Source organism: Nitrospira sp. (genome assembly GCA_030653545.1).
GTDB lineage: Bacteria > Nitrospirota > Nitrospiria > Nitrospirales > Nitrospiraceae > Nitrospira_D.
Map to the genome: position 1 here is coordinate 44,811 of JAURZE010000013.1, position 24,672 is coordinate 69,482.

24 protein-coding genes are annotated in these 24,672 nt (G+C 57.6%); all 24 read right to left on the reverse strand.

The genetic code is table 11. The annotated features are described in order from the left end of the window. Positions 1–20: 20 nt before the first annotated feature. Positions 21–944 carry a class I fructose-bisphosphate aldolase gene (locus Q7U39_04405; protein ID MDO9117176.1) on the reverse strand — a complete coding sequence of 308 codons (924 nt, stop codon included), beginning with the start codon at positions 942–944 and terminating at the stop codon, positions 21–23. A 38-nt stretch (positions 945–982) separates the two neighbouring features. Beyond that, on the reverse strand, positions 983–1,987 hold the full coding sequence (gene fbp, locus Q7U39_04410) for a class 1 fructose-bisphosphatase (GenBank protein MDO9117177.1): 1,005 nt from the start codon (positions 1,985–1,987) through the stop codon (positions 983–985). A 53-nt stretch (positions 1,988–2,040) separates the two neighbouring features. Next, positions 2,041–2,787 (reverse strand): DUF3108 domain-containing protein, encoded by a 747-nt coding sequence (locus Q7U39_04415; protein MDO9117178.1) that lies wholly within the window; start codon positions 2,785–2,787, stop codon positions 2,041–2,043. A gap of 74 nt (positions 2,788–2,861) precedes the next feature. Beyond that, entirely contained in the window at positions 2,862–4,262 is a 1,401-nt protein-coding gene (locus Q7U39_04420) for a phosphomannomutase/phosphoglucomutase (GenBank protein MDO9117179.1), read from the reverse strand. A 17-nt stretch (positions 4,263–4,279) separates the two neighbouring features. Next, positions 4,280–5,734 (reverse strand): mannose-1-phosphate guanylyltransferase/mannose-6-phosphate isomerase, encoded by a 1,455-nt coding sequence (locus Q7U39_04425; GenBank protein ID MDO9117180.1) that lies wholly within the window; start codon positions 5,732–5,734, stop codon positions 4,280–4,282. 31 nt (positions 5,735–5,765) lie between these two features. Then, positions 5,766–6,275, reverse strand: coding sequence for an HAD hydrolase family protein (locus tag Q7U39_04430; protein MDO9117181.1), 510 nt, complete (start codon positions 6,273–6,275; stop codon positions 5,766–5,768). Between the two features lie 144 nt (positions 6,276–6,419). Further along, the gene (gene rfbD, locus Q7U39_04435) at positions 6,420–7,271 is read right to left on the reverse strand and encodes a dTDP-4-dehydrorhamnose reductase (GenBank protein ID MDO9117182.1); all 852 of its coding nucleotides are present in this window, start codon (positions 7,269–7,271) and stop codon (positions 6,420–6,422) included. Next, positions 7,259–8,287: a dTDP-glucose 4,6-dehydratase gene (gene rfbB, locus Q7U39_04440; protein MDO9117183.1), complete on the reverse strand. Its 1,029-nt coding sequence runs from the start codon at positions 8,285–8,287 to the stop codon at positions 7,259–7,261. The genes rfbD and rfbB overlap by 13 nt, the downstream gene beginning before the upstream one ends. Beyond that, entirely contained in the window at positions 8,288–9,022 is a 735-nt protein-coding gene (locus tag Q7U39_04445) for a sugar phosphate nucleotidyltransferase (GenBank protein MDO9117184.1), read from the reverse strand. A gap of 140 nt (positions 9,023–9,162) precedes the next feature. After that, entirely contained in the window at positions 9,163–11,055 is a 1,893-nt protein-coding gene (locus Q7U39_04450) for a nucleoside-diphosphate sugar epimerase/dehydratase (protein ID MDO9117185.1), read from the reverse strand. Positions 11,056–11,076: 21 nt separating this feature from the next. Further along, positions 11,077–12,219, reverse strand: coding sequence for a glycosyltransferase family 9 protein (locus tag Q7U39_04455; protein MDO9117186.1), 1,143 nt, complete (start codon positions 12,217–12,219; stop codon positions 11,077–11,079). A 17-nt stretch (positions 12,220–12,236) separates the two neighbouring features. Beyond that, positions 12,237–13,433 carry a glycosyltransferase family 4 protein gene (locus Q7U39_04460; GenBank protein MDO9117187.1) on the reverse strand — a complete coding sequence of 399 codons (1,197 nt, stop codon included), beginning with the start codon at positions 13,431–13,433 and terminating at the stop codon, positions 12,237–12,239. Positions 13,434–13,442: 9 nt separating this feature from the next. Next, a complete protein-coding gene (locus Q7U39_04465; protein ID MDO9117188.1) occupies positions 13,443–14,339 on the reverse strand; it encodes a class I SAM-dependent methyltransferase in 897 nt (298 codons plus the stop codon). Continuing rightward, a complete protein-coding gene (locus Q7U39_04470; protein ID MDO9117189.1) occupies positions 14,336–15,157 on the reverse strand; it encodes a glycosyltransferase family 2 protein in 822 nt (273 codons plus the stop codon). Before Q7U39_04470 ends, Q7U39_04465 begins: the two co-directional genes overlap by 4 nt. Beyond that, a complete protein-coding gene (locus Q7U39_04475; protein MDO9117190.1) occupies positions 15,154–15,954 on the reverse strand; it encodes a glycosyltransferase family 2 protein in 801 nt (266 codons plus the stop codon). Before Q7U39_04475 ends, Q7U39_04470 begins: the two co-directional genes overlap by 4 nt. Next, positions 15,951–17,189 (reverse strand): O-antigen ligase family protein, encoded by a 1,239-nt coding sequence (locus tag Q7U39_04480; GenBank protein ID MDO9117191.1) that lies wholly within the window; start codon positions 17,187–17,189, stop codon positions 15,951–15,953. The genes Q7U39_04475 and Q7U39_04480 overlap by 4 nt, the downstream gene beginning before the upstream one ends. Positions 17,190–17,227: 38 nt before the next feature. Beyond that, a complete protein-coding gene (locus Q7U39_04485; protein ID MDO9117192.1) occupies positions 17,228–17,977 on the reverse strand; it encodes a glycosyltransferase family 25 protein in 750 nt (249 codons plus the stop codon). Positions 17,978–18,078: 101 nt separating this feature from the next. Further along, the gene (locus Q7U39_04490; protein ID MDO9117193.1) at positions 18,079–19,224 is read right to left on the reverse strand and encodes a DegT/DnrJ/EryC1/StrS family aminotransferase; all 1,146 of its coding nucleotides are present in this window, start codon (positions 19,222–19,224) and stop codon (positions 18,079–18,081) included. After that, entirely contained in the window at positions 19,214–19,873 is a 660-nt protein-coding gene (locus Q7U39_04495) for an acetyltransferase (GenBank protein ID MDO9117194.1), read from the reverse strand. Before Q7U39_04495 ends, Q7U39_04490 begins: the two co-directional genes overlap by 11 nt. Next, a complete protein-coding gene (locus Q7U39_04500) occupies positions 19,870–20,496 on the reverse strand; it encodes a sugar transferase (GenBank protein ID MDO9117195.1) in 627 nt (208 codons plus the stop codon). Before Q7U39_04500 ends, Q7U39_04495 begins: the two co-directional genes overlap by 4 nt. Continuing rightward, positions 20,493–21,671 (reverse strand): glycosyltransferase family 4 protein, encoded by a 1,179-nt coding sequence (locus Q7U39_04505; GenBank protein MDO9117196.1) that lies wholly within the window; start codon positions 21,669–21,671, stop codon positions 20,493–20,495. Before Q7U39_04505 ends, Q7U39_04500 begins: the two co-directional genes overlap by 4 nt. 49 nt (positions 21,672–21,720) lie before the next feature. Beyond that, positions 21,721–22,299, reverse strand: coding sequence for a YdcF family protein (locus Q7U39_04510; protein ID MDO9117197.1), 579 nt, complete (start codon positions 22,297–22,299; stop codon positions 21,721–21,723). Positions 22,300–22,547: 248 nt separating this feature from the next. Continuing rightward, positions 22,548–23,519, reverse strand: a complete 972-nt coding sequence (locus Q7U39_04515; GenBank protein ID MDO9117198.1) for an NAD-dependent epimerase/dehydratase family protein — start codon at positions 23,517–23,519, stop codon at positions 22,548–22,550. Between the two features lie 9 nt (positions 23,520–23,528). Further along, the gene (locus Q7U39_04520; GenBank protein ID MDO9117199.1) at positions 23,529–24,644 is read right to left on the reverse strand and encodes a glycosyltransferase; all 1,116 of its coding nucleotides are present in this window, start codon (positions 24,642–24,644) and stop codon (positions 23,529–23,531) included. Positions 24,645–24,672: the final 28 nt, after the last annotated feature.

Below are 24,672 nucleotides of genomic sequence, written 5' to 3' on the forward strand. Positions count from 1 at the left end.
ATGAATCGTCGACAAAGCAGTCATTGAACTTCTCCGGAATAGATCCCCATGATCGTGTGGAGGAACTTTACCGCCTCCGCCTTCGGACGCTGAAAAGAGTTACGCCCGATGATACTGCCGAACCCGCCGCCGTCCCGGATGGCCCGTGCTTCATCGAACACGTTCTTGTCCTCGCTCTTGGCGCCGCCGGAGAAAATCACAATGCGGCGGCCATCGAACGAACTCTGCACCACATGCTTGACACGCTCTGCCAGAGTCTTGAGCGGGATTTGGGTCGATTCGTAGACCTTCTTGGCAGCCGCCTGCTCGAGATGGGCGGTCGGCAACTTGACCTTGATGATGTGGGCACCGAGTTGCGCGGCGATCTGCGCCGCATAGGCTCCCACATCCATCGCCGTTTCCCCCTCTTTGCTGAGCGAGGAGCCTCGAGGATAGGACCAGACGACGACCGCCAGACCGGAGGCCTTGGCTTCTTCCGTTATGGCTCGCAATTGCTCGTACATGGTATTGCAATGGGCCGATCCCGGATAAATCGTAAATCCCACGGCCGCACAGCCTAACCGCAAAGCATCCCTGACGCTGCTCGTCACGGACGGCAACGGATCTTTCTCATCGTGCAACACATCGTGGTTGTTCAACTTGAGGATCAATGGAATCTGGCCCGCAAAGTGGCTGGCGCCTGCTTCCAGAAATCCCAACGGCGCGGCATAGGCATTACATCCCGCGTCGATGCCGAGCTGAAAATGATAGTGGGGATTATAGCCTGCCGGGTTGGGGGCGAAGCTACGGGCCGGCCCATGCTCGAATCCCTGATCGACCGGCAGGATCACAAGCTTGCCGGTTCCTGCCAGCTTGCCATGGCGCAGCATCCGCGCCAGATTCGCCTTCGTGCCTGCATTATCACTTTCATACCAACTGAGAATTTCCCGTACCCGATCTGCCATGACAATCCTCCCGGAGAAAATGACGTGAAGAATGCGCGTTACGCCCGGCCCTGAGTAAAGGCTTCGACGGTCTCGACATCGCCCCGACTGCCGATCATCAAAGGAACCCGCTGGTGAAGTTTTTTCGGCTCGATATCAAGAATGCGCGTCGTACCGGTAGAGGCTCGCCCCCCAGCCTGCTCCACCACCAGGCCCAACGGATTGGCTTCATAGAGGAGCCGCAGTTTTCCTTCCGGCTTATCCACTTCGCCCGGATAGAGGTACACTCCTCCGCCGAGCAGGATACGATGCACGTCTGCGACCAGACACCCCGAATATCGACCGCTGTATGGCCGACCGGTGGCTTTGTCCGGGGCCTTAAGAAACTCGATATACTTCTGCATGCCGGAAGTCCACTTGTGGCGGTTGCCCTCATTCACCGCATAGACTTTCCCTCGCTCGGGAATCTGGATGCGTTCATGCGAGAGCAAATACTCTCCGATGCTGGGATCCAGGGTAAACCCATGCACGCCACGTCCGGCGGTATACACCAGCATTGTACTGGACCCGAACAACAGGTACCCGGCTGCGACCTGCTCAACGCCTTTTTTCAGCAGATCACTCTCCGTCGGCGGACGATCGGTCCGCGTATACTTCAGCACCGAGAAAATCGAGCCCAAAGGCATATTGCAATCGGTATTGGTCGACCCATCAAGAGGGTCGAAGAGCAGCATGTACTTCCCCTGAGGCCAATTCTCAGGCAGAGAGACCATCTGTTCCATTTCCTCAGAGCCTAACGCACAGACCAGACCGTCGCCCTGGAACGCGCGAAGGAAGGTATCATTGGCGATCTCGTCCAGCTTCTTGACGGTTTCGCCTTGCACATTGGTTTCACCGGTCGTACCAAGGATGTTGATCAGGCCGGCTCGGCGCAGATCATGAGCGATGACTTTTCCGACGAGTCCGATCTGACTCAGCAGGCTGGAAAATTCACCGGTCGCTCCCGGGTGCTCAGCCTGAGTGCGAATGATAAAGCGGCTTAATGTAAGGGGAAATTCGCCCATGGTGCAGGCAGTATAGCGGGTTTACCTGATCCCGGCAACGAAAGTTCGCTCTCTTACTTCGAGTGAGTGACCTCCGGAATTCCGTTCACCAAGTCGGCCACAATCGATCCGATCACCACTTTGGCCTTCATGCGCAACGGAATCCGTCGCTCGTCGGTCGTAAACCACACGCGAATATTCCCCTGATTCAGAAAAATCCCTTGAAACGGCATGATCACAAGGACTTGCGCTGTTTCAAGATTGCCCCAAGGCCCTTCCAACATCTCAATCTTCTCAACCCGCACTTCAACCTGGCGGATCTTCTTATCGTGGTAGACCGTCAAGGCCTGAGATGCCCCCTGCTTCAGCGGCAACAGGCTTCGAACATAATAGAGGCAGGAAATCAGATCCTGGGTATCGGCTGGAATCGGGAGGACTTCCGTGATCCCGCCTCGCGTGGCTGAGACGGTGTTGTCTTTCCGATGAAAGACGTACTCGATATCTTCCTTCTTTTTCCCCTCCCGCCTCCGGAAGGTCATGTGTTCCGGCAACAGCGTCGTCAGATCCGTCAGGGATTCGACACGATTGTCGACGGGGAAAAACCTGGTGACCTTGGGGCTCGACACAGCCGTCGTGATGAAATTCCCCGACGGATGATCACCGGCAGCATCGCCTGAACCGACCTCCATCACGGCCGTTCCTGCGCTGATATTCAGAAAGGTAATATCGTAGGTCAGCCGCTCCCCCACCCTGAACGGTCGGGCTGGAGAAAGGGCGCTCTCATCAGCATAGACTACACTGGGGGCCCCGGCTGAAAGCACGCAGAGTACCCAGGCTAGCACGCACGTTGTATTGGAACCGAGGATCCGTCGGAGCAAAGACCCTAACCCCGGCACTAGCGTTCGAGTTCCCGACGGGCTTCGGCCAACTCGCCTTCCACAATCGCACGAATCGCGTCCAGTTTCGCAGGCGTGGTGGCTTCGAATCTGAGCACCAATGCGGGCTGCGTATTCGACGCCCGAATCAACCCCCAGCCATCTTCGAAAACCGCGCGTACGCCGTCGATTGTCACCAACTCACGCACCCGGCGCTGTTCCGGGCCAAGCCCCTGCTTGGTCTTGGCATACGTTTCGAACCGATCACGCACCCGCTTAACGACATCGAATTTGATTGCATCGGAAAGATCCACACGAATTTCCGGCGTCACGGTCGTATCCGGAAGATCGGCGACTAGCGCGGAAAGCGGCTTCACGCTTTTGGCAAGAATCTCCACGAGACGGCAAGAGGCGTACACCGCATCGTCATAACCAAAATAGCGATCGGCAAAGAACATGTGCCCGGACATCTCGCCCGCCAAGACGGCCTTCTCTTCTTTCATCTTCGCCTTGATCAGAGAATGGCCCGTCTTCCACATCACCGGGCGGCCGCCATGCTGGGCAATATCGTCGTAGAGGCTCTGTGACGCTTTCACTTCGGAGATGATGGTGCTGCCCGGTTTGACCGCCAAAATATCGCGAGAATAGATCACCAGCAATCGATCGCCCCACAACACCTGCCCATGCTCATCCACGGCCCCGATCCGATCCGCATCGCCGTCGTAACCGATACCCACATCCGCCTTGTGCTCCTTGACCGCTTGCATAAGGTCCGCAAGATTTTCCAACACCGTGGGATCCGGATGATGATGCGGAAATCGCCCATCCAACTCGCAATACAGTCCCGTCACCTTACAACCCAGTAGCTCCAGGGCATCCTTCGCAATAAGCGCTGCCACCCCGCTGCCGCAATCAATGACCACGTGCAATCGCTTTGCGTCGACCCCTGCAAAGCTCTTCTTAATATAGGCCAGGTAGTCGGGAATGATGGGGTGCTCTGTCAACGTTCCCTGACCAGAGACAAATTGCCCCTGCTCCATCACTCGCCGCAGCGCCTGAATCTCGTCGCCGTGAATCGCTTCTTTCCCGACGCAAATCTTGAACCCGTTGTACTCGGCAGCGTTATGGCTCCCGGTAATCATGATACCGCCGTCAACCGGCAAGGTGTGCAATGAGAAGTAGACCAGCGGAGAAGGACAGATCCCGATATCGATCACATTGAGGCCGCCGGCAAGCAACCCCTTGACCAACGCGTGATACAACTCCGGAGAACTCAGCCGGCCATCACGCCCCACGGTGACGGTCTTCGCACCGCGCCCTCGCACATGCGTACAATACGCACGCCCCACCAACTCGGCAATGTCGACGGTCAGTTCTTTCCCGACGATGCCGCGCAAGTCGTATTCGCGAAACAATCCCATAGCCGCTCCTCTATTTCCTACGCATTTGCGGTTCGTCCATAATCATCTTTAAATCGCACGATGTCGTCTTCCCCAAGATACGGACCATTCTGAACTTCGATAATATGGACAGTCTCTTTGCCGGGATTCTCCAACCGATGCTTGGTTTCGACTGGAATCGCGGTGCTCTGTCCGACCTGGAGGTCAAACACCTCTTCACCTCTCGTGACCCGTGCGGTTCCCGCAATTACGACCCAATGCTCGCTCCGCTTATGATGCAACTGCAGCGAGAGGCGTCCGCCAGGATTCACCGTCACTCGCTTCACCTTGAAGCCGGCTCCCTCTTCGAGAATCGTGTAGGATCCCCACGGACGATGGACCGTCAGATGCTCCAGATGTTCCGGCGCCTTCTGCTGCTTGAGAATCTCCACCACTTTTTTGACATCCTGCGCGCGAGACTTCGGACAGACCAGCGTGGCATCGGGCGTATCCACTACAACCATGTCCTCAAGGCCAATCGTGGCCACGACCCGGCGATCGGCATACACAATCGAGCGTGAGCTTTCGAAGTCGACGACCCGTCCGACCAGCACATTTCCAGCCTTGTCCTTCTCGGCCACTTCATCCAGACTTCCCCAACTCCCCACATCAGACCATCGGAATTTCACTGGCACGACTGCCGCCTTGGACGAGAGCTCCATGACGCCGTTATCGATGGAGACGGACGTCGCCCATCGGTAGACTTCGTCGATCGTTTGTTTGGGAGCGCCTGAGGCCTGCAGTTGGGCGATGCGATCCACGACTTTGCCGAGCGCAGGCTGATGCGTCCGAATTTCTTCGAGGATCGTCGCGGCGCGCCACACAAACATCCCGCTGTTCCAATAGTACTGTCCTGCCTTGAGATACTGTGCGGCCTTGGCGGCGTTCGGCTTCTCCACGAATTTATCGACGCGATATCCTTTGAGCGTTCCCCGCGTACCTAAAAGCTTTCGTCCATTCGGCTTGATATAGCCATAGCCGGTTTCCGGCCTGATCGGTTTGATCCCGAATGTCACGAGATAGCCCGCATCCGCCAGTTGCGAAGCCAACCCCACGGCGGCTGCAAATTCTCTTTGCCCGGACACCACATGATCGGCCGGCACCACCAGCATCAGTCCGTCCGGATCGCGCCGCACGACTTCGAGCGCCGCCAGCGCAATCGCCGGTGCGGTGTTCCGCCCTTCAGGCTCCAGAACGAATCCGTCTTTCAGATCATCCTTCCAGTCGCCCAGTTGTCCACGAATCAATTCCGCCTGAGCCGCATTGGTCGAAATGAGCACCTGAGTCGACGGAGCACACCCCAGCACCCGCTGCATGGTCTGTTGAATCAGCGTCTGATCTCCACCGATTTTCAGCAATTGTTTAGGAAACAATTGCCGGCTCAGCGGCCAAAACCTGGTACCGCTTCCCCCGGCCATGATCACCGGATACAGATTGTGCTTTCGCGCCTTCATAAGCGATCCCCTTCTTCTCAACACACCGTAGTCACGCTACATCCACACGTGCACTGAGCAGCATCTCTGCAATTTCGCGCACCGCCCCTTCCCCACCTTTTTTCCGACACACATAGTGCACGGCGTCGCACACAATGGGCATACCGTCAGCTGGAGCGGCCGAGAAGCCGACCGCGCGCAGCGCCTCAAGATCATTCACATCGTCACCTATATAGGCGACCTGGCTCAATGACAACCCATGGCGACCGGCCATCTCGCGAATCACCGTGAGCTTATCCATCACCCCCTGGTGGAGCTCTGGAATCGCGAGCTTTTCAGCGCGCCGCGCTACAATCTTCGTTCGTTCCTGCGTGACGATCGCCGTCACAAACCCGGCTTTTTGGAGCAGCTTGATCCCCATCCCGTCGCGGGTGTTGAACTTTTTCCACTCGTCGCCAGATTCGGAATAGTACATCCCCGCATCTGTCAACACTCCGTCGACATCCGTAGCAAACAGGCGAACTTCGCCTAGCCGGCTCCGCTCAAAGGCCTTCTCTTTCATCGTGTTCTCGTTTCCAGACATGGACGTCATCTCACCTAGCAAAAGCTACGGATGGCAGGAGCCTTCTGCACCATCTTACCGATTCACCTGCTCGTTACAAAGGAAAATTGAATTGGGCAAAGAAAGTGACGATAGCCAATAACCCTACGGATGGACCGAAACCAACGCTTGCTCAGCCTTGACGAACTGGTTCAGGGCCGCACGCCAGTCCCGAGGCGCCAGACCCAGCTGCGCTAACCGTTGCTGTCCAAGCACCGAATAGGGCGGGCGCGGAGCCAGTCGTCCTGCTTCCGCCGTCGAGATGGGAAGAACTGAAATTTCGAGGTTCATTTCCTCCACAATCGCCCGGGCAAATTCGTACCAGGTACAATCTCCCCGGTTGGTCACATGCAGAATACCTCGTACCGATCCTGCAGCCGTGGCCTTGATGACTGCAGCCAGATCTTCGACTGAAGTGGGGGATCCTCGTTGATCGTCGACCACCAGGAGGGAGGATTGCGTCTGAGCCGCACGCATGATCGACTTGACGAAATTTTTCCCCATCGACCCGTATAACCAGGCCGTGCGAATGATCAGGGCATCCGCCCCGGACTCCGCCACCGCTTGCTCGCCTCGCCATTTCGACAGCCCGTAGGCATTGACGGGAGCCGGCACATCGTCTTCGCTGTAGGGGTGTCGCTGAGTGCCGGAAAAGACATAGTCCGTCGAGATGTACAGCAACCGGGCGCCGACTTGCGCTGCCGCCCGCGCCATCTGCGCAGTTCCGAACGCATTGATCGCCATCGCCCGATCAGGCTCGCGCTCGGCCCCATCGACATCGGTATAGGCTCCGGCGTGAATGATAAGATCCGGCCTCGCCCCTGCGATATCTTCTACTACCTGTGATCCTGTCAGGTCGAAATCAGGAAGGTCCTTCAAGATGAGCGTCTCGGAGGCGAACACCCGACGTAATTCGCATCCCAATTGTCCGTTGGCGCCGGTAATTAGGATCCGCATGCCGTCCCTTCTTCCAATCGACGACGATACTGCTCTTCGTAATAGCGTTTGAACTCGCCCGACTTAATCGGCCGCCACCAGGATTCATGCTCTTGATACCACCGGACCGTTTCACGGAGCCCATCAGCAAACGACACGCCCGGCTTCCAGCCAAGTTCCCGCAAACGGCTGCAATCGACCGCATACCGGCGATCATGGCCGGGGCGATCACTGACATATCGCAGGAGGGTCTTCGGTTTCCCCAGAGAGTCGAGAATCATCTCAGCCACCGTGAGATTCTCGCGCTCATTCCCCCCGCCGATGTTGTAGGCAGTCCCAGGCTCTCCATGGAGGAATGCGTGCTCGATCCCCGCACAGTGGTCTTCGACAGCAAGCCAGTCGCGGCACTGACGGCCATCGCCATAGAGCGGAAGGAGCTGTGCATCGATCGCATTGGTGACAAACAGAGGAATGAATTTCTCGGGGTACTGGTGAGAGCCATAAGTATTGCTTCCCCTGGTCACGACCACGGGGAACTGGTACGTTGTCCAATAGCTGAGCGCCAGCAACTCCCCGCCCGCCTTGCTCGCGGAGTAGGGGCTGCGAGGCGCCAGTCGATCGGTTTCACGCGATGTCCCGGTTTCCACACTGCCATACACTTCATCGGTACTGACTTGGAGAAATCGGCGAACTCCTGCCAGGCGGGCCGCTTCCAGTAACACGCCCGTCCCCACGACATCGGTCCGTGCAAAGCTGCCCGGATCAAGAATAGATCGATCGACGTGCGTCTCCGCAGCACAATTGATCACCCCGTCGATCTGATGCTCCCGGATCACCGATTCCACCAGCGGCTGATCGCAGATATCCCCCTGGACAAACCGGTAGCGGGGATGCTGCTGCACAGATTCGAGGTTGGCCAGATTGCCGGAATACCGCAGGGCATCGAGATTGATGACCTGATGCTCAGGCCTGGCCAGCAATCGGCGAACGAGGTGGGATCCGATAAATCCGGCACCGCCGGTGAGGAGGATCTTCATTCAGCCCTCGAGCTTATTCGCCCCGGTTTGACTAACCAATTGATTGGCGAGATGAAGAGACTCGATGGTGCCGGCATCGGTCCACCAGCCCTCAAGCAGATCCCACGTCAGCGTACCTGCGTTGATGTAGGCATTGTTGACGTCGGTAATTTCCAATTCGCCTCGCCCAGACGGTTTCAGCGTTTTGATAATGTCGAATACCTGTGCATCATAGAAATACAACCCTGTCACCGCATAGGCCGATCTGGGATGGGCCGGCTTTTCTTCGATCTTCAGCACACGCTCGCCTTCCAACACCGGCACGCCGAACCGCTGCGGGTCTTTCACATCCTTCAGGAGAATCTTCGCCCCGATCTTCTGCTGCCGAAAGGCCTCGGCGGCATGAGCGATATTGCGTTCAATAATATTGTCGCCCAAGATTACACAGATCGCCTCGCCATCCGCGAAATGTTCCGCCAGCCGAAGCGCATCGGCAATCCCGCCCTCCCCTTCCTGATAGGTATAGTTCAGGTGTCTCAACCCGAATTCCTTGCCGTTCCCCAGCAGCCTGAGAAAATCGCCGGCATTGTTTCCACCGGTGACGAGCATGATGTCTCGAATCCCAGCATTGACCAACGCCTGTATCGGGTAATAGATCATTGGCCGGTTATAAATCGGCAGAAGATGCTTATTCGTAACTTTCGTGAGGGGCATGAGCCGGGTTCCCAGCCCGCCTGCCAGCACAACACCTTTCACAATCAGTCCCTCCCCATCTGAGCCATCTGCACCGCCCCTGCCTCGTTTATATCGGTTGATGCCCGTTAGAACTATAGAGGGAAGAGGCTGTTTTTCCTACCAGATCTGCAGTCAACGATGGAGGCGGGGAAGGCACATGGTCAGGACACCCGTTGAGGAACCGACGGCGTGAAACTCGGAATCCGTTGCCGGAGTTGCAGCAGGAGGTCGTCTTCATTCCACTGTAGGAGATTCGTTCCAAGCTGATCCAGCCAGCGGTCGAGATCGGCCTGCGGGAGCGGGCTGACCGCACGATTGATCTTTTCATGGGCCGTTGATTCGGTCTGTTCACTTTCATCAAACAGCTCCTCGTACAGCTTCTCCCCCGGACGCAACCCGGTGAACTGGATTTCGATGTCCTTACCCGGCACCAAGCCGGAAAGCACGATCATGTTCCGGGCCAAATCCACAATCTTGATCTGCTCACCCATATCAAGCACAAACACATCCCCGCCTTGCCCGATCACACTCGCTTGCAGCACCAGCTGAACGGCTTCAGGAATCGTCATGAAGAATCGTTTGATCTCCGGATCCGTCACCGTAATCGGGCCGCCTTTGCGAATCTGCTCCGTAAACAAAGGCACGACACTGCCGTTACTCCCCAAGACATTCCCGAAGCGGACCACGGTATATTTGGTCCGACCGCGGTGATTAAACCCCTGAATGACCTGCTCCGCTATGCGCTTGGTCACACCCATCACACTCGTGGGATTGACGGCTTTGTCCGTTGAAATCAACACAAACCGATCGACCCCCGCCGCCAACGCCGCTTCAGCGACGATACGGGTGCCCAGCACATTGTTCCGAACTGCCTCCTTCGGATTCAGCTCCATCAACGGCACATGTTTGTGGGCCGCCGCATGAAAAACGAGGTCAGGACCCGTCTGACGAAACACTTCGGCCACCCGTTCAGGAACCGTGACATCGCCGATGATAGGAAGAACACCGACCGCAGGAAATGTCGCACGCAGCTCTAACAGCAACGCATGAAGGGAGTTTTCATAACGTTCGAACAGCACCAAGGATTCCGGTCGATACGAAGCGATCTGGCGGCACAACTCGGATCCGATCGATCCTCCCGCCCCTGTTACTAACACCGTCTTACCCGCGATCAGCGGATGCAATTCCTGCCGGTCGGTCTGAATCGGTTCGCGCTGGAGCAGATCTTCCAGACTCATCGGTCGCACTTGCTGGAGCGATACCGGATCGCCCAAGAGCTGCTTCATATTCGGCAGGATCTTGATCGGCGCCGTACAGCCTTCAGATGCAGCGAGAATCTTCTGCTTGGTGCCGGTCCCGGCAGACGGCAGGGCCACAATGATCTCGTGGACTTCCAGCCGATCCGCAGCCCGCTTGATGTCAGCGATCGTCCCGACCACGGGCACCCCGTGAATCTTCATCTTTCGCTTCACGGGATCATCGTCGATGAATCCCACCGGACGGCTGTTGAAGCTGGGGTCTGACAACATGTCTCTGACCAATAGTTCTCCGGCATGCCCAGCTCCCACAATAAGGACCCGCCGAGCCGTGGGGCCAACAATCTGAAGCCATTCCCGAAACCAGCGAACCACCAGCCTGATGCCGGCAATGTAGACCCCGCTCAGGAGGCCCGTCAGGACAATAACAGACCGGGGATATTGGGTCTGTCCAAGGGCCAGGTGGGTGAAAAGCCAAAACGCTCCAGAACTCGCAAGAGAGGCCAAAAAGATTCGACGCAGATCATGCAGCCCGACATAACGCCATAATCCGCTTTGGATGCCGAATAGCCACAACCCGCCCCAATAGATCAACAGCACAAGAGGCAGATACCGCCACATCATTCGATCAAAAGGTGGCGGAACGTCCCCTTCAAATCGAAGGGCGAACGCGCTCAAATGCGCGCCCACAATTAGTCCCAGATGAGTGGCTAAGACGAGGAGCGAGCGAGATCGCAGCACAAGCTGGCCATACCTCTGTACGGCCCATTGAAACAGCGTAATTGCCAGACGCCTCACAAACTTCCCCTCATATTCTCGTCAGGCCTCCACGATGGCTGGATGCCGGTGTTGCCGCGGAAGCATCTGCTCTGCCACTTCGATAACCCGCCTCACCGGAAGCTGCTGCAGACAGTCGCTCACACTACTTACGTGACGCCCGCAGCCTTCGTGAAGGCATGGCACGCAATCGCCTTCTCCCTGCAGCACGTAGACATTGCCTTGTCGTTGGGACCCTGCCTTCTTCCAAGGGCTTGGGGAATCGGCAGGCCAATCGTTCGGCCACGGCCCCCACTTAACCGGATTCGAGGGACCGAACAGTGCAATGGTCGGCACGCCAAGCGCCGCAGCCATATGTGTCACGGCGGTATCCGTCCCAACATAGAGCGCCGCCCGGCTCAGTATGGACCCAAGCGCGCGCAACGTGACCAGGCCAGTCAGATTAATGACGTCGGAAGGGAGCCCTTCCAATATCCGGGCGACTGTAACACGCTCATCTGCGGAAGTCCCTCCCACCACCACGACTTTTAGACCACAGTCCCTGATCCATCGACCCAGCATGGCCCAGCCAGACACAGTCCAAGCCTTATAGACAAACTTGGGCGTCACATGAAGAACGGCGTAGCGCTCGCTTCCCTCCATACCCGGAAACACCGCTCGCGCAGCCACCTCATCTACAGCTGCCCAGGTCACAACCGGGGTCGCAATCGCGGGCACTCCGAGCAACTTGAGTAAACGCAGATTCATGGACACCGTATGCGTATCGTAACTGTCGAATGATTCCTGGGCATCAAGCAACAACCGCTTCCACCAGGACTTCCGCTCAGGAGTGACGGTCGCCACAGAACGCCGGCCGGCCGCCCAGACATAGAACACCGGTCGGTCACCAGGCAAAACCGACAAAGCAAGATCGTAACGGCGCCAAATCTTCGACAGCAGCGTCAACGACTCCCGGACAGAAGCTCTCGTGGGTATGGTCCACACTCGGCGGATATCTGGGTTGGCGGCGACAACGTCCTCCGTCCCGCTGAACACCAGCATGTCGATCGCAGTATGAGGCGCAGCGGCCTTCAGCGAGCGGATAACCGGCGTGGCCAGTAACACGTCGCCGATTCGTCTGGTGCAGACCACCAGCACGCTTTCATACGCCTTGTTCACCGCCACCTTCCATCGAATCGCTGCCACACGGGCCGTAAGCCCCCTCAAGCTCCTTGGACGATCTGCCTACCCAAAGACCTCGCGCAAATGACGTCTTGATAGGCTGCTACTGTCACCGCAGCGGTCTTGTCCCAGGTGAGTTGACGTACCAATTGCTGTCCCTTCTCCGCCATCTGCTGTCGGACATGAGGGTCCATGAGTTTGAGCAGGGCCGCCGCGATCTCCTCCGGGTCCTGAGGGTTCGAGAGAATCACCGCTTCTCCATGTCGAATCAATTCGGCAGTTCCATTATACGTCGATGAACTCATGACCGTGGCAACCCCAGCCGCCATGGCTTCAAGCGGGGCAAGCGGACAGGGGTCAGCCAGGGTCGGAAGAACATACATATCAGCGATGGGATAGATCCGATCAATACTGTCGACCAATCCCAAAAACCGAACTTCGGAACCCAGCTGCAAGCTATCGACCAGCTTCTTGTAGGACTCGATTCGCTCCCCTCCGCCACCAGCAATGAGCAACTTGAATTGCGCGCGCGGCACTTTGGCAAAACCTTGCAGGAGCGCATCCAATCCCTTCCTTTTGAACTCCGTCCCGACAAACAAAACAACCAGGTCATGGATCCCGATATCCCATCGAGCTCGAAGTTCGTCCCGATCCTGCTTCGAAGCAGCCAGGGTTTCCGGCGGCACCTCGACTCCGGTATAGGCCAGTCTGAACCGCTCATCAGGAAGGGGATACTGCGATTGAACATTTCGCTTGACCTGATCCGACACCGCAATCACGACACGCGCCGGATCGTCAGCAAACTGTTCCCGCTCCAGCCACATCCAAGCAAGTTTCCGGGGACTCACCGCCATCCTCATCCAACCCAGCATCCGTTTCCACGGTCTCTCTGCTGCGATGCCGGAAGACTTGAAACACGGCGATTGCACCGTCATCACATCGAAGGCCGACACCTTTTCAAACGAATGCACCACGTCAAAGCCCTGCACGACCGCCCTGCGACAACAATAGGAGAACAACAGCTGATTCAACCAGGCCGGCTTGCGACACACTCTGGGGATCTTGTGGAACGTAATAGATTCAGGCCCGGCAAACGACCACTCCTGCGCAAACACATGCATCTCGTGATCTGACGCCAGGCGCCGCACGACCTCCATGGCATACTTTTCCGCGCCCCCGGTGCGCAGAAATCGCTTGATCAGCACCGCGACTCTGAGCCTGGGAAGAGGATCGATCAATGGCAACGCCTACCTTGAACACTTCCGAAGGAACACCAGCATGTCATGCCCTTTGCCGAACAGGCGAGCCGGCATCGCCAGAATTTCTGTTGCGATTCTGAGCAGACGATACGATACATAACCGGCCTCCTTCCGCTCCGCCAGAGAGACCCGCCGGGTTTCGCTCCGCTCGACATCAAATCCGCACCGCCGCGCCAGTATGGCCAGCGAGTTCGGATTAAAAAAGCTGATATGGCCACCGTGCTCCGCCACCTGAAAATATCCCCAGCGGGCGCCAACCAACCGGACCGTCCAACTCGCGCCATTGCCCGTTCCCACCACGAGCACTCCATTCGGCTTGAGTATCCGCCACACCTCTCTCAACAGCGCACTGGGATCCGGAAGATGTTCAATGACCTCCATCAGGGTCACCGCATCGAAACTCGATGCGGGAAAGTGTGCATCCTCGAGATACCCGTGAAAGACTTTCAATCCGGTGCTCTTGGCAAAATCCGCCGCTTGCGCCGCAGGCTCGACCCCTTCGGCATCGAACCCCTGCGTCACCGCGCTTTGAAGCAACGCCCCGCTGGAACAGCCGATATCGAGCAGCCTGGCACCCCTCCCCGACTCAGAACGAATGAGGGCTCGCACCGTCCCAAACAACTTGGCAGCCCGAGCATCGTGCCGGCGCTGTGTGCGCAGTGTCGGGAGCGTCCCTCTCGGCGTATCGAACTCTTTCATCGAGCTGGCATAGGCTGTTGCTGTAATCTGACTGACGAGCTGGCCGCACGACTGACAGCGCCGCAACGGCCCTTCCGGCAACACAATCGTTGTTTCGGCCAACGTGTCCGAGCACCCGACCGGGCAACACTCGATCAACCGCCCGCTGTCAATCAGACCGGCGTTTCTGCCATCGCTACCGCTCATCTTGCCCCCATCAGATATCGGTTGACCCCGACAACCGCTTCCGTGTCCTTGGTTCGCAGGACCTGATCCAGTCGCGTCCGGTTCTCCTCCAGCCGACTTCTCGCCTGCTCTTGATGCCACAAATGAAACACCGGCGCGGCATAGCGCGCTGACTTGTGCTTGACACCGCTCCGCAACAGTCGAATGACCATGTCAGAATCCTCCAATCCCCAGCCTTCATACGCCTCATCCAAACCGTTCACGCGTAAAAGATCGTTCCGCCAGGCTGACAGATTGCAGGTCTTCATCCCTTCCCATCGGTTTGGGGCCCACTTACGCAACACGCCGTCCGGCAATACCAGGAGCGGCAAGAGGCGGTTGATATCGCGGCGGGCCCAGGAGCAGGCCCACTGCACCCATGACCACTGATGAGCCGGAAGATGCTCGCGCAAGACGCGCTGCGTACACCCGGCAGACAACAGCACTCGATTCGCGCCGAGAAAATATCCCGGCTCCGCCAGGCGCTTGTGCGCCCCTACAAACAGCCGGGACGGAATGCAATCCCCGTCGGTAAAGATAATATAGTCCGCTGTCGTGGCGGCGACCGCTCGATTCCGAATGGCGGCGGCACGAAAGCCTCGATCCTCCTGCCACACATGCCGAACAGAGCCCTTACTCCGACGCTGAAAACCTTGAATGACCGCAGCGGTCTCGGACGTCGACCCGTCATCGGCCACCACCAGCTCAAAGTCCTGATCGGTCTGCGCCTCAAATCCCGCCAAGACGGCGCCCAGGGCATCGGGGCGATTATAGGTCGTGACAATGACGGCGGTCTTCATGCCGATGGCGATCCGCCAGGCCGGCGCAGCGGAGCCTGCGTAGGAAGCGGCCAATGTTCTTGCGCTTCATATCGCTTGGCATACCGATAAAACGTACCCTCGAAATTCCCGAACGCAATCACGAATCCAGGCCAGCCGTCCAGGAATCCCTTCTTGAACACATAATGCTTGATGAACGACCAGACACCATGCGCCAGAGCCTGCCCCATCGACACGCGCTTGTCTGCAATCTTCAACACCCCGAGGGTGGAATAGCGGTTCGCCTTCTTGAGTACTTCTTCGAAGTTTCTGAACGGAACCTGCCAGATGGCATGCTTCAACCGCCCCACGGGCTTGGGAGTCAACAATTCATAGCCTTCATGAACGGGGGACTCCACATAGGTCATCGCGCCTTTGCGGAAGAACTGGGGTTGCCTGAAATTCGGATACCAGCCGGAATGCGCCACCCATTGCCCCATGAAATAATTCCGCCGGGGCACGAGGTACGCATCATGCGCAGGGGATTCGGCCAGCAAGGAGAGAATTTCATCGCGGACTTCCGGCGTGCACTGCTCATCGGTGTCGATGCTCAGAATCCACTCGTGCGTGCACGCAGCGATGGCGCGGTTGCGCAGATGGCCGAATCCTTCAAACGGAATCTGAACGACCCGCGCCCCCATCTCCGCCGCGATCCGATCCGTTCCGTCTGTGCTGGCGGAATCCGCCAAGACGATCTCGTCCGCCCACAGCACGCTCTTGATGGTATCCGCAATTTTACCCGCCTCGTTATAGGCAATGATGTAGACCGAGACCTTCACCCTGTTGCTCCTTCAGTAATAATCGGCTCAACGGGAGGCTGCGGATGGCTCTCAGCGGCTAAGAACACCCCCAGAAACGTCGCCAGCAGATGGCCTTCGACAAAAGTCCTGAAGTGTGAACTGAACAGACTGGTCACACACCACCCGCACAGGATAGCCACCGCCAGGTTTCGATAGACCAGAGGACCGGACCGATCGCGGCCGACCGCCACCAACCAGGCGAAAAAGACGGCCAGTCCAACGATCCCCTGCTGCGCGAGGACTCCAAGATATTGATTGTGCGGATCGGTCGTCGCCAGGGACCGCCAATCATCTGAAGGATACTTTCCGGCGATGTGCTCCCGGTAGGCGTCTGGAAATCCACCGGTGCCGACCCCCACCAGCCAATGCTCCCCAATGACTTCGACCGAATTGAGATACCACACGCGACGAATGCCGAAGCTGGTCAAACCCTCAAGCTCCGATTCATGCGTCCACTCTGTGACGGCAAGCTGCACCTTGGCGTACATCCGCGGCGAGACAACCAACGCAAGCCCCAATGCCAACAACAAACCCGCGACGATCAATGTCCGGCCTCTCCAGGACGCCTTCCATGACAGCAGAACGCCCAGGCCCAGGCCCAGGATGGCATACCCGCTTCGGGAGTCGGTCACAAAGACAATATTGGTCACATACACCACTCCAAGCAGTGGCCAAATCCAAGGAACCTGTCCCATCGATTCTTTTTCCAAGATGGCCCAGACACAGATCAACGCGGCGCAGGCAAAGGCCATCCCTTGGGTACCGGAAATCCTGAGCAGATGCTCAGGCGCGCGCCACAGAGGGATCCACCCGGCTGCAGCGGCGGACGAGACGATGGCCCCCACGGCCGTCCCCCCAATAAACATGATCAGCAGCCGCTCTCTCCAGCGCCGTTCATCAAAAATCGCCAGAACCAGCACAAACCAGAGAATGGTGCGCCACTTGAACAGGTCCATCCATCGAACAGCCCATGGCACCGAGGCATAGGTCGTTCCGATCAGGACAATCCCCAGAAATAGCATGGCCCACGTAACCGACGGCTTCGGGAGCACCCCCTTTAGACGAACCACCGCCTGCCCGCTGGCAAGGAAGGCTACGACCGCACCAACCAACCCCACCGTCCCGACTGACGGCGAGTACAAGAGGCCGACGCAGGCGACAATCACTGCGATCCGCGCAAAATCGATGAGACGATCGGACTCGATTTTAAACATACCCTGCATACCTACAGACACGTGAACGAGGCGGCCGATTAATAGAGATACTTTCTCCGAATTTTCTGGAGCGCCGCCGTAATCCGCCGAACGATTTTGGGAGGCGCAGGCTCCAGCACCGATTGAAACCGCCCGTTCTTACTCCCCTGTTCGACAATCGGAGGCTCGAGCCAATAAAGATCGATGCCGCATTCCCGGTCAATCTGCTCAAACAAATTATCGATCGGCAAGGGGATTCCATGGGCTTCGATCCACTCGATGCGCTGGCGAGCTTCGTGGCTCCCGAGCACATAGGCCTCTCCCAATCGCCCGCGAGTGGACTTGTACAAATGCCGGCCCGGGACCTTCAGGCGCCGAGGCGTATAGAGATTCCCTCCGCTGCCGATGAACAGCACATGCGGAGAAGCGATGGACGAAGATTCTTGGAGCGCCGCCTGGAGCCGAGGAACAAATTGCGTAGCGAGGAGCGCATCATCCTCCAGGATCAGCGCACGCTGCCATTGGCGTTCGACAACGAGGCGCAACGCCTGGAGATGCTTGAGCGCACAGGACCGCTGCCCGGGACTGAGCAGTTCGTCCTTAAAGTATCGCGCGGTAATCGCGGCGTCCAAATCGGCAACATCATAGGAATGGATGAACTCGTAGGCCAACCCGAGCGGCTGCAGTTGCCGTTCGATGCTCGTCCGGCGATCGACGAAATCCCTCGGATTGATGACGAGAATGCCGTCAATCGGCAACGATGCTGGCTCATCACGATCTAGAGAATCCATCAAGGTTCCGGAGACCATCCTCCATCCTGCCCACGTCAACTCGAATGACCCGCGAGACACTCCCTCTCCAGGCCGGCATCACCGAACGTCTCGCTACTCTGCCCCAAGGACGCGCAGACCTACTTACGCTCCCGTGCCAGCCGGATCTGCTCAGTGAGGCAAACCGCCACCTGCTCGACCTGTTCCACGGTGATCGCGGAATGAAACGGCAAAGCGATGGTTCGATCGCTCGTATGTTCGGTGATGGGAAAATCACCGGCCTTAAACCCGAACGTATTCCGATAGTGCTGCTGTAAGTGGATCGGGGCAAAATAGTTATTGCATCCGATTCCCTGGTCCTTCAGCCCGCGTAGGATGGAATCTCGATCCTCCCGTGAAAACCGATCGGCCAACCGGACCACGTAGACAAACCAACTCATCCGGCCTTGTGCCGGCCCTTGCGGCATGATGAGCCCCTCTAACTTTTCCAACCTGTTGCCGTACAGTTCGGCGACTGCCGCTCGTTTGGACAAGAGTTCCTCCAACCGGGACAGCTGGGCAATGCCGAGCGCGCACTGAATATCGCTGAGCCGATAATTGAATCCCAATCTGGCATGTTCCAGCCAGGCCTGCCCTTCGTCTCGGCCCTGGTTGCGCATGCTCTTGCAGAGGGCTGCGAGGTCATCGCGATTGGTCAAAATCATCCCGCCCTCGCCGGTGGTCATCTGCTTGTTCGGATAGAAGGCAAAGCAACCCGCCTCGCCGAATGTTCCTGCCCTTCTGCCGAACGCCTCAGCCCCGATCGCCTCACAAGAATCTTCGATCACCAGCAGGCCTTTGCGTTTCGCAATGGCTTCAATACGATCCCATTCCGCACAACGGCCGAAGACATCGACGCCCAGAATGGCCTTGGTCCGCGGCGTGATCGCCGCCTCAATCTTCGCAGGGTCAATGTTGTAGCTCTCCGGGTCGATATCGACAAACACCGGCCGAGCCCCTTCCATCAGGATGCAGTTGGCCGAGGCGATAAAACTAAACGGCGTGGTGATCACCTCATCACCCTGGCCGATGCCGAGCGCGCGGATGATCAAGTGCAAGGCGCTCGTTCCGCTGTTCACGGCAATCGCGTGCTTCACGCCGACATACTGCGCCATCGCGCGCTCGAATTCCGGCAGCTTCGGCCCTAAACTCAGAAACGTCGATTCCATGACATCCAGCACGGCTTTCCGTTCAACCCACGTCAGATCGGGCTGAGAGAGCGGGATTTTCATTCCATCAGAACCCAAGGGCCACCTCATTCTGTTTGATGATTCTGGCAGGATTGCCGACGGCCACGATCTTGTCAGGCAAATTCTCCCGCACCACCGCTCCTGCCCCAACGACACAATGTTTCCCCACGGAGATATTGGGCAGCACCACCGCGCCAATGCCCAGATGGGACGCCTCTCCAATAGACACACGACCGGCCAGGTGGACGCCCGGGGACAGATGCACATGGGCCGCGATCCGACAATCGTGATCGATAGTGGCTCCGGTATTCACAATCACGTTCTCGGCGATTTCAGCATCCACATTGACGACAACACCGGCCACCACCAAGGTTCCCGCTCCAATCTTGACTCGGCTGCCAATGACGGCTGAGGGATGAATCGCCGAAATATGCCTAAACCCCATCCGCTCGACCTCTTCATACACAAGCTTCCGACGATAATTATCGCCTAAGGCCACGATAACACCCTCGATGCCCGCTCCGCTCATTCCGGCCAGGTCATCTTTGTTTCCGAGTACAGAGTAGCCGCCTCGGACCGCTCCTTTCAGTTCCACGCTATCATCGACAAGTCCCACGATCTGATAGATCCCCATCTGCTCCAGGACATCCAGCACAACTTTCGCGTGTCCGCCTGCCCCGAATACGATGACCCGTTTCTTATTCACGGCTGCCTCGGAGAACCGAAATCATCATTGACGCCCCCGGCGCCGTACAACCCCTCGCGACGGAGAAACACCCCGATAGTACGCCACAAGATCCGGAGATCAAGCCAGAGCGAGAAGTGATCTACATACCAGACATCCAGCTCGATGCGTTGAGGCCACGGCAGAGCGTTCCGGCCGTTCACTTGGGCCCAACCGGTTATCCCTGGTTTCATCTCCAACCGCCGCCGCTGAAACGGGGTGTACTGCGCGACCTGATAGTCCAACGTCGGCCTCGGCCCGACGAGACTCATGTCGCCTTTCAGCACATTCAACACTTGCGGCAACTCGTCCAGGCTCCAATTTCTCAGCCATCCGCCCACCCAGGTGATCCGATCATCCGACTTCCCGACAGTCGTACCAAGCCCGAGGCGAACCGCATCGCGCACCATCGTGCGGAATTTATACAGCCGAAAGACTTTCCCGTCCTTCCCGACTCGATCCTGGATAAACAACGCCGGCCACCCGTTGCTGACGAGAATGAGGAGTGACAGCCCGATGAAGAATGGAGAAAGCAGGAGGAGCAGCACAGTCGCCGCCGCACGATCGCATCCGTGCTTCAGAATCAGCTGCGCGTCCCGACTCACAGGACCAATCCTTTTTGCGCCAGCAGACGCCGATAGTGCCCTTCGATCAACTCACACATCCGTGACTGACTAAACAGTTGCTCGACGCGGCGGCGGCCGGCGGCCCCGAATGTGCGCCGTTTGGATTCATCGCGCAGCAACTCCAGGGCACGAGCCGCGAACACCTGGGGGTCATCGGCTGGAGCCAGATAGCCGGTCACACCATCCTCCAAAACTTCGGCGATGGGCCCGATATCGCTTCCGACTGTGGCCTTCCCCATGGCCATCGCTTCGGCAAACACCACGCCGAATCCCTCGCGTCTCGTCGGCAACACAAACAGATCCATGGCCTCCATTAACTCAGGAATATCTGTTCGATGACCGGCAAAGACCAGGTCCGGTCCGAGTCCAATCGACTTGGCCATCTGCTCAAGACCGTGGCGGAGCGGCCCCTCCCCGACGATCAGGAATTTCACATCCGCACGTTCAGCACGAATGATGGCGGCCATCCGAAGAAAACATTCCAGCCCCTTGTCGGGAACTAACCGCGCCACCGTCCCGACCACCAGAGCCTGTCTTCCCAAACCAAGCGTGTCACGGAGAGTACCAGGTCCGCCAAGAGAAGGCGAGAATCGCGTCAGGTCCACGCCCATCGGCACCGTCACGATTCGGCTCGCGTCCTGAACGATCCGCTGTCGCACCCCATCCATTCTCACACTTTCGGTGTCCACCATTAAGAGATCCGTCCAGCCGGCCACCCATCGTTCGATCCAGATATATGCCCACTTGACCGGCCGCGGCAGATAGGCGTGAAAGGGAAATGCATGGGCCGTATGGATGATAACGGGGACACCCGCCAGCCGAGCGGCCAGCCGTCCAACAATGCCGGCCTTAGATGTCTGCGTATGAATGACATCCGGCTTGAATTCGCGGATCACCTGGCGCAGTCGCCGAACCGCCAGAAGGTCTTGGAACGGCCGAATCGTTCGTGGGATCGACACTGAAAATACCTGGCACCCTTCGATGTCCCGAATGCCCGAGGAGACCGGACCATCCGCCGCCGACTCCTGAGAGCATGCGACAGCCGCCTCGTAGCCACGTCTAGATAAGTACCGTAGGACCGGCGCAATGAACGTCTGTGCCGTCAGGAAGATCGTACACACGTGCAGAACACGAATCGGTCGATTCCCCCCCATCAGGATTCCGCCCCTCGTCGATCGCCGTTCGAATACCAATACGGGGCCATCAAAACTCCGTGTAGACCCAAAAGAGCAGCCACTTAGCCGTCTCAAGGACCACCTGCCTGGCGGAATCTCGATCCTTCCACCACTGGTCGACCACAAATCCGTCGTACGGCGACCCGACCGCATGGATCTCAAGATACGGATGATCTTTGAGGATCGTGCGAAAGATCGCCTCGGCCCGACGCACATGAAACCGGCTCGTAATCAACAAGAGAGAATGGATGTCCGGGTGTTGAACTAGAAATTCGGCCATAGCCCGCGCCTCTTCAATCGTGCTCACAACCCCGTTACCGAATAGCTCGATACAATCGACAGGCACTTCTTTTCGGAGAAGCACTGCACGACTCACCTCTTCTTGGCGGGGATAGGGCACATCGAGTGCATCCAACTGCCGCAGAGACCGCTCCCGCTCCGGGCGGGAAAGCCAGACCCTTGGCACGAATCCTTGATGGTACAAGTCGGATGCATAGAATGCGCGGCTGAAATCACCGGCCAGAACGATCCCGACATCCGCCTGTTTGGGCGGAGTCTCGACCACCAGGAGGGATGCGGCATAGACGAAGCAGAACGTCGCAAGCACAACGCCCGCTAGGCAAACTGCCGAAACAATGAGACTGAGCTTTCTTTGGGTCCGCACAAATAGGTCGGCGTGATTACACGTTTCCTAACACACGCACCTGCATCCCTGGTTCACCCCCCGTTAGCGCAAACCTGAGGAATGAGATCGTACAGTTGGAGCAAGAGAAGCACCTACGACTGGAGGCCCAACACTCAAGCCTCTAAATGGGATCGTGCAGACATACAAGCCGCGAATAGAAGGGCTCCCGATTATAGCCGACCCACCGATCGATACCATTGCACCGTCAGATCTAGCCCCCTCTCATACCCATATGGGAATGGCACCCCAAGCTCAGTAAGGAGCCTCTCTCCACTGAAGATGGTTTCGCTGGAGAGAGCGCGAACACGAGACAACGTCAACGGCACCGATACTCCAACGATGCGATTGAGGATCTCGCCGAGCGCTCCAAGACCATAGGCCACCCATAGCGGGAGCCGACGCCTGGGAGTCGGTACACCCAGGACATGGGCCATTGCTCTTACGAATTCAGACATCGGGACGGGATCCGCCGCAATATAGACCGCAGGCCCGCTGACTGGAATTTCTGAGAGCCTCAATAACGATTCCACTACATCTCCGACATAAATATAATTTGCCGCACCGTTCTTCCCGAAGAACACAAACCTTCCCCGACGTACGACTCGCAACCAACCTAACAGACTGTCTCCTTCCCCCTCTTTCCGATCCCCAAAGACAATGGTAGGGCGGAGTATCACTCCCTCGATCTGCCCCGATCGTGCATACTCTTGAACGATTCGCTCACCTTCAAGCTTGGTTTGTTCATAGAGCGACTCGGGTTGACAGGGGGTGCCTTCGGTCACAACCCCTGCTCCCCTTGCTCCGATGACTCCGACACTGCTTAAATGAACAACGCGCCTCACACCCGTATGTGCGGCCTGCTCCATCAAGCCTCGCACAGCCTCGGCGTTGATGGCTCTCATCAAGGAGAAGTCACGAAGCTCAGCTGCCAGGTTATAAATGAGGCCGACGCCCTTAGTCGCGGCGGCCTGAACCCTCAGCTCTGTCAGACTGCCGACCACTACCTCGACCAGACCTCGCCACTCTACCGGCAGCCGGCTCGGGTCACGCGTCACCACCCTGATCGATACGTGCCGCTCAAGGAGTTTCGGTATGAGATGACGCCCGATAAAACCTGAGGCACCCGTTACTAAGACGACCATGGCCGAATCTCAGGCATGTTTTCCTGCATTGCGGCGAGTCCGAAGTTTTTCTTCAATGAGTCCGGACATGGTTTCCATAATTGTCGTCCATGCGTTCTTCCCCGCCACACAGCGGTAATGTGCTTGCCTTTCCGGAGCATTGCCTTCGACAGCCTCCCGCAATGCCAGGGCAAATGTTGGGGCATCCCCTGCCAGGCGCAAGACTCCGTCAAACTCTTGATTGTAATCCACTAACTCGGGGAGCGGAGTGGCCACAACGGGCTTGCCCAGTGCCAGATATTCGTTGAGCTTGGCCGGATAGGTAGTTTCCGTATAGGCGTCACGGACATAGGGGATGATACACACATCGAAATATTGAACGTATCGGGGTACTTCCCCATGGGGCTTCTGTCCCAGGAATCGCACGTTGGGAAGGCCCCGAAGAACCTCGACATCCCGCACAATCGGCCCCACGAGTACAAATTGGAAATCGGGCAGCGATGCGGCTACGGCCCGAATCAGTTCCAGATCAACCCACTCGTGAAGCGCGCCGACATACCCGATGATAGGTCCGTTGATACCCTGAAGATCGTCAGGCTTTTCAGACCTTCGTGCGGCCTCAAATAGCTCAAGGCTGACGCCCGCCCGAAACAAATACGCAGACGAATTGTGCCGACTGGCCTGCACCCGCAATCGCCCGCTATTGGCCAAAACCAAGTCGCATCCTTTCAACATGGCATCGTTCGCTTCGATGAAGGCCGGATGCGGACGGACAGCTTCGGCTGAAGACATGATCTGATAAATCGTGAGGCTCTCTTTCGCGCGGCGCATCACATCGGCATTGAGAGGAGATGGAAAGTAGAACCAGAAGATGACATCCAGGTCAATCCGCTTCCCCAGCCATCCAGTTATTTTCCGGAATAAGATCCAGCGATTGATAGAACGGGCAACGCGGGAGTAGGGGAACGGAAGCACCAGCGGGGAGTAAATCGTGAGTTCAGGAGGTAATGCAGAGGACCGCTGCACGCCGGCAACTTTCCCCCTCACCCGCTCCCAGATTCGCCGCCAGTCCGACACTCGCATTGTGCGAGTCCCGGTCGGCTGCACATACAGCACTCGATTGCCGGCCTTGGCCAACCGAAGCATGATTTCCTGCGTAGGCTGCCAGGTAAAA